The sequence below is a fragment of the Streptomyces longispororuber genome, assembly GCF_024448165.1.
GTDB classification, from domain to species: Bacteria; Actinomycetota; Actinomycetes; order Streptomycetales; family Streptomycetaceae; genus Streptomyces; species Streptomyces longispororuber_A.
This window is the reverse complement of record NZ_JAMOLN010000354.1, coordinates 1-5,820: the sequence shown is the minus strand read 5'-3', so window position 1 is coordinate 5,820 and position 5,820 is coordinate 1. Positions and strand designations below refer to the sequence as shown.

General features: G+C 73.5%; 5 protein-coding genes. 1 reads left to right on the top strand and 4 read right to left on the bottom strand.

All coding sequences use genetic code 11. The annotated features are described in order from the left end of the window. Window positions 1-12: 12 nt before the first annotated feature. Entirely contained in the window at window positions 13-795 is a 783-nt protein-coding gene (locus M4J07_RS46370; RefSeq protein WP_255983159.1) for an MHYT domain-containing protein, read from the bottom strand. A 440-nt stretch (window positions 796-1,235) separates the two neighbouring features. Here M4J07_RS46370 and M4J07_RS48385 point away from each other — a divergent pair, with 440 nt between their 5' ends. After that, window positions 1,236-2,222, top strand: a complete 987-nt coding sequence (locus M4J07_RS48385) for an AraC family transcriptional regulator (protein ID WP_255983158.1) — start codon at window positions 1,236-1,238, stop codon at window positions 2,220-2,222. Between the two features lie 180 nt (window positions 2,223-2,402). Here the strand turns inward: M4J07_RS48385 and M4J07_RS46360 are convergent, their stop codons facing one another. The 3 genes from M4J07_RS46360 to M4J07_RS46350 form a co-directional block, all read right to left on the bottom strand. Further along, entirely contained in the window at window positions 2,403-3,833 is a 1,431-nt protein-coding gene (locus tag M4J07_RS46360) for a sensor histidine kinase (RefSeq protein WP_255983157.1), read from the bottom strand. A gap of 99 nt (window positions 3,834-3,932) precedes the next feature. Beyond that, window positions 3,933-4,970, bottom strand: coding sequence for a rod shape-determining protein (locus M4J07_RS46355; RefSeq protein ID WP_255983155.1), 1,038 nt, complete (start codon window positions 4,968-4,970; stop codon window positions 3,933-3,935). Window positions 4,971-5,126: 156 nt separating this feature from the next. Then, window positions 5,127-5,820 (bottom strand): HAD family hydrolase (locus tag M4J07_RS46350; RefSeq protein ID WP_374215200.1); only part of this gene is annotated, 694 nt, incomplete at its 5' end.

The following is a 5,820-nucleotide window of genomic DNA, read 5'->3' as shown; positions in this document are numbered from 1 at the left end:
TCCGGAGCGGTCTCAGGTGGCCGGGAGCTCGACGTCGGCCAGCGGACGCGCGGCCTCGGCGGCGGCCGACCGCTCCCGCGCGGTGGGGGAGAGCGCGACGAAGGCGCAGGTGAGGAAGAGGAACGAGCCGAGCACGACGGCCAGAGGGAAGATGAAGTCGGTGGTGGTCGCACCGCTCAGCCCGCCGTCGCCCGGGGTGACGGCGACCCGGACGGCCGCCATGCCGGTGTAGTGCATGCTGCTGACCGCGACGCCCATCACCAGCGCGGCGAGCGCCGCGACCACCGGGCGGCGCACGATGAGCGCGGCCCCCAGCGCCGCGGTGGCGGCGGCCACCGCGATGAGGACCGACAGCGCCACGAGCCCGGGGGCGTACGTGATCCGGCCGTGCAGTCGCACGGCGCTCATGCCCAGGTAGTGCATGGACGCGACGCCGAGCCCGGTGGCGAGACCGCCGGCGAGCAGCGCGGGGATCCGGGAGCGCCAGTAGCCGACCGTGCAGACGCCCGCGCCGACCACCACGATCGCGACGAGCAGGCTGAGCACGGTGCGCCAGACGTCGTAGCGGATCGGGGTCCCGGAGACGCCGAAGCCGAGCATGGCGATGAAGTGCATCGTCCAGATGCCCGCGCCGATGGCGACGGCGGCCGTCAGCAGCCAGTTCCGCCGGGACCGGCCCTCGGTGCCCAGGGCCCGCACCGTGCAGCGCAGGCCGAGAGCGCTGCCGAGCACGGCCATGACGTACGACAGGACGGGGGTCACCCAGCCTGCGCTGAAGTGGTGCATGTGGCCCACGGTCGTCGGCTCCTCACGGCTGCGTCCCAAAACTCCGAAGCCGCCCGGGGAACGGGCGGCTCGGAGAATGGGAATTCGGTATTCGGTTCGTCGGCCGGCGACGCTACCACCCGGTTATGGAGGCGGAATTTGTACTGCCGAGTGCAAAGGGACAACCGAAAGGGCGTCAGTGCCGGGGTGTTGGAAGGGAGTTGGGGATACTCCTTGATCGACGGCATCGGGCCAGGTCAGAGGGGTGGGCGACCTTCGTCACGAGGAAAAGGGACATCGGGGCTCATTGTGGCGGGAGTTGCGGGGAATGCCGCGGGCGGACCCTGATAAGAGCGAATCCCGGAACCGGCGACGGCGTTTGCAGGACGGCCTGAACGCGCAGGGTGGTGGGGAGACAATGCTGTCGAGGTCGCCGCGTTCGACGAGCGGGGCGGAGGGGGCGCATCAGGGTGGCTGCGGGAGAAGGCCGGGGCGCGGAGTTCCACCGGTACGTCACGCGCGAGATCGAGGAGACGCGGACGGCGATCGCCGCGCACTACTACGACCTCGACCTCGAAGTGACGCGCGGGGCCGGGGAGTTCGTCGCGAACCTCGGCGTCGTCGCCCTGGGCGCGCTCACCGTCGGCGACATCTCGTTCGGCGCCGAGATGCGGATGAGCTTCGGCGAACCGGGCGTCCACCACGTCGCCGTGCCGCTCGCCGGCGGCTTCGCCGTCCGGCAGGGCGGCGGGCCGGCCGCGTACACCACGTCCGACCGTGCGGTGTTCTTCGACCCGGGACACGGCATCCGCATCGAGGAGTGGTCCGCCGACTGCTACAGCCTCACCGTGAAGATAGACAAGGCGGCCCTGCACGCCCAGCTGGAGACCCTGCTCGGGCGGCCGCTGGCCAGGCCGCCCCGGTTCGGGCCGTATCTGGACATCTCCCGCGGCCCCGGCCGGAGCTGGGCCAACCTCGTGCAGTGGAGCCTGCTGGAGCAGGACGTCTCGCACGGCCTGCTGCACCAGCCCATCATCGCGGGACGGCTCGAACAGACCCTGCTGGAAGGGCTGTTGCTCGCCTCCGACCACCCGTACCGGGAGGCCTTGGAGGCGCCACCGCCCGGGATGCGGCCCGCCGCCGTCAAGCGCGTCATGGACGCCGTACGGGAACGGCCGGCGGAGCCCTACGACGCGGCCGGGCTCGCCGCGATCGCCCAGGTCAGCCTGCGCACCCTGCAAGAGGCGTTCCGCCGGAACGTGGGCATGTCCCCGATGGCGTACGTCAGCGAGGTCCGGTTGCAGCGAGTGCGCCAGCAGCTGCGGGCCTCGGTGCCCGGCACGGTCACCGTCACGGACGTCGCCTACGAATGGGGCTTCGCGCACCTGGGCCGGTTCGCGCGCCGCTACCGCGTCCGGTTCGGCGAGACGCCCTCGCAGACGCTGCGCAGCGCCTGACCCGGGCGCCGGGACCGGTCAAGATCCGTGTCGCGCTTTGTGGACATCACCGCGTATTGCGGTGCGACGGGCCGCAGCCGGGTGCCGTACGCTCCCCTCGACCCGTGAACCAGCGGTGAGCGCCGGGGATGAACGGAGTCGGCGCCGCTCATCCCCGAAGCGCCGCCTGCCGGGCCGCCGTCACCGGGGCGACTGCCACGTCACCGTCGTCCCCTCCGCCCCGTCCTCGCGCCGCCCGTTGTCCGTCACGGTGAGCCGGACCGCCGGGCGGCCGTCCGGCAGCGTCGCCGTCGCGTCGACCGCGACCTCGATCCGGGAGATCGCGGTCCGCCGCGACGCCGTGGCCAGCGCACGGCGCAGGGCCGCCAGCAGCTGCGCCTGCACCGGTTCGCCCACGGTCGCCTCCACGGGGCCCGTGAACTGCGCGGACGGCGCGAAGCCGAGGATCGCGGCGGCGCCGGCCGTCTCCCGCAGCACCTTCCCGCGGAACGTCGTCGGGGCGTCGGCCGGCGGCTGCTGCAGCGCGAAGATCGTGGTGCGCACCTCCTGGATCGTCGACTCCAGCTCGTCGACGGCACGGCCGATCGTGTCCCGCACGTCCTCGACCCGCGCCCGGCGCTGCGCGGACTCCAGCATCATGCCGGTCGCGAACAGCCGCTGGACGACCAGATCGTGCAGATCGCGCGCGATCCGGTCGCGGTCCTCGAACACGGCGAGCCGCTCGCGGCCCGCCTGCGCGTCGGCGAGGACCAGGGCGAGCGCCGCCTGCGAGGCGAACTGGGTGGCCAGGAGGTGGTCGACCGAGGTGTACGGACGGGCGTCGCGGCGGCGGGGCAGGGCCAGCGTGCCGATCAGCTTCCCGGCCGCCTGCAGCGGCAGCATCATGCTGGGGCCGAACCGCACCCGGACGTCCGTCGTCATCCGCGGATCGTTCGCCGAGTCGTCGATGAACACCGGCTCCCCGGTGAGGAGTTGGGCCAGGACCGCGCTGCCCGGCCGGATCGTCGTACCGAGCAGGGAGTGCGCGTCGTCCACGGCGCTCGCCGCCACGATCTCCATGCCGCCCGCCTCCGTCGGCTGCAGCACCACGCCCGCCGCGGCGTCGGCGAGCAGTCTGGCCCGCTCCGCGACCGTGGTCAGGGCGTCCTCCGCACGGCCCGTGAGCAGCGCCGTGGTGACCGCGGCGGCGCCCTCGATCCAGCGCTCGCGCTGCCGGGCGGTCTCGTACAGCCGGGCGTTGCCGACGGCGATGCCCGCCTGCGTGGCGAGGACCCGCAGCAGGTCCAGGTCGTCGTCGGTGAACCCGGGCGCCGCCTTCCCGGTCAGCCGCAGCCGCCCGAACGCCGTCTCCTGCACGTGGATGGGGACGGCCAGCACCGCGGGCGACGGGCCGGTGTCCGGGGTGCCCGTGCTGACGGACTCCAGGAGTGAGCCGTGCCCGGGGTCGACGACGTCGAGCACGCCGTGCGCGGCGCCCGTCAGGGCCACGGCACTGTCCACCAAGTGCTGCAGCACGGAGCGCAGTTCGAGCTCGGTGCCGACGCTCAGCACCGCCTCCAGGAGGACGGAGAGACCGGACGGCACCCCGGGTTCGCGTGTGTTCGTGGTCATCGTGACGGCCGTCCTCCCGCTCGCGTCAGTGGCCCGCCCCTGGTCACGTGGCTCACCGCGGACACGATCGTCCATGCGTCGTCGGGCGGCGTACGGGGATCAGCCGGCCAGCGGGTCGAGGACCAACGGCTGGATCTTGCCCTCCATCATCGCGCCCAGGCCCTGCACGGCGCACACGTCGGGGCGCTCGGCGATGTGCACCGGCATACCCGTCGCGTCCCGCAGCATCTGGTCGAGGCCGGGCAGCAGCGCGCTGCCGCCGACCATCATGATGCCGCGGTCCGCGAGGTCGGCGACCAGGTCGGGCGGGCAGTCGCGGAGCACCTTGCCGATGCCGTCGAGGACGGCGGTCAGCGGGGTGTGGATCGCGCGCCGCACCGCGGAGGTGTCGACGTGCACGGAGCGCGCCAGGCCGGTGGCCACGTCGCGGCCGTGGATCTCGGTGTGCTCCGGGCCGTGCGGGGTGAGGCCGTTGCCGCTCAGCGCGAGCTGCAGGGGACGTACGGACTGTGAGGGCAGCATCAACTCGTGCTGCTGGCGCAGGTGCTGTACGACGGCGTGGTCGATGGCGTCGCCGCCGACGGGCACCCGGTCGGCCGTCACGATCGCGCCGAGCGACAGCACGGCGATCTGCGTGGTGGCCGCACCACACACGATGATCATGGTCGCCTCGGGCTGCTCCACCGGCAGTCCGCAGCCGACGGCGGCGGCGATCAGGGTGTCGACCAGCTCGACCCGGCGCGCGCCGAGCCCGACCAGCGTCTCCACCGCCGCGCGCTGCGCCAGCGGGTCCGCGTCGTGCGGGGTGCAGGCCGCCGCCCGCAGTCGCGGCTTGCGGCGCAGGGCGCGACGGAGCTTCTCGCCGAGCAGGTGCCGCAGCATCCGCTGCGCCATCTCGATGTCGACGACGGTGCCGCCCGACACCGGCCGCACCACCCGGATGTAGCCGGGGGTGCGCCCCGTCATCTTCTCCGCGAGCTCGCCGACCGCGATCAGCGCGCCGGTGCGGGTGTTGATCGCTGCCGCGCTCGGCTCGTCGACGACGAGACCCGCACCCTTGACGTACACGCGGGTGCGCGCGGCACCCAGGTCGACGGCGAAGTGGCAGCGGCGCAACTGCTCCAGACTGACGGTCATGGCAGATCCTCCCGAGAGCGCAGACCGTGACGGGCCGCGGCTGCGGCCCTTTTGGCATCGTGCGGCCGAAGCCGGGATTCCGCGCGCTGGAATGGGCCGGGTGAGGCAGGGCCGGGCGGGTGAAAAAACGTATGAGCCAGTCGGTGTGACTGCCCGTTAGGTGATGGTCCGGACTGCGTCGATCAGTGCGGACAGGTGGCGTACGACGTGGCGGGCGCCGAGTTCGGTGAGGCGGGCCGCGGCGTGGTCGGTCGGGGCGTAGCCGACGAACGGGAGGTCGATGGCGCGCGCGGAGAGCAGCTCCGCGGGCGACGAGCCGATCAGCACGCCGTGCGGGGTGGGGGAACCGGGCTGGTGCAGCGCCCGGTGCAGGGCGTCGGGGTGCGGCATGAGGCGCGCCGGGTCGTCGGTACGGCCGTGCACCCCGGCCCGTACGGCCAGCGAACGCCCCTGCAGATAGGCCGAGATGACGTGCGGCGACACGTCGGAGACGACCGCGACCGGGCGGCCGGTCGAGTTCAGGGTGCGGACGAGCTGGTCCGCGCCCACGGTGGGGCGGGCCGAGCTCAGGGCACGCAGCTCGATCTCCTCGAGCCTCTCGCGCAGGGCGGAGGAGAGGCGGCGGTCGGCGGCGAAGGCGCGCAGCACGTCCAGCGGGTGCACGTCCAGCTCCAGCCGCCGTTCGAGCGGCCGTCCGCTCAGCGCGTCGGCCGGGTCCCGCAGCTCGGCCGCGAGCGCGGTCAGCTCGCGGGCGGCGTCGCGGGCGGCGTCGTGCCCCGGGTAGAGGCGGACGAGGGGGCCCTCGAAGGCGAGGAGATAGGCCTCGGCGGTGGCGAGGATCTGCGTGGGG

Bases quoted from the DNA above. Each gene is read 5' to 3' on its own strand.
- M4J07_RS46360 (WP_255983157.1), bottom strand. From the start codon at position 3,833: ATGACCACGAACACACGCGAACCCGGGGTGCCGTCCGGTCTCTCCGTC.
- M4J07_RS46355 (WP_255983155.1), bottom strand. From the start codon at position 4,970: ATGACCGTCAGTCTGGAGCAGTTGCGCCGCTGCCACTTCGCCGTCGAC.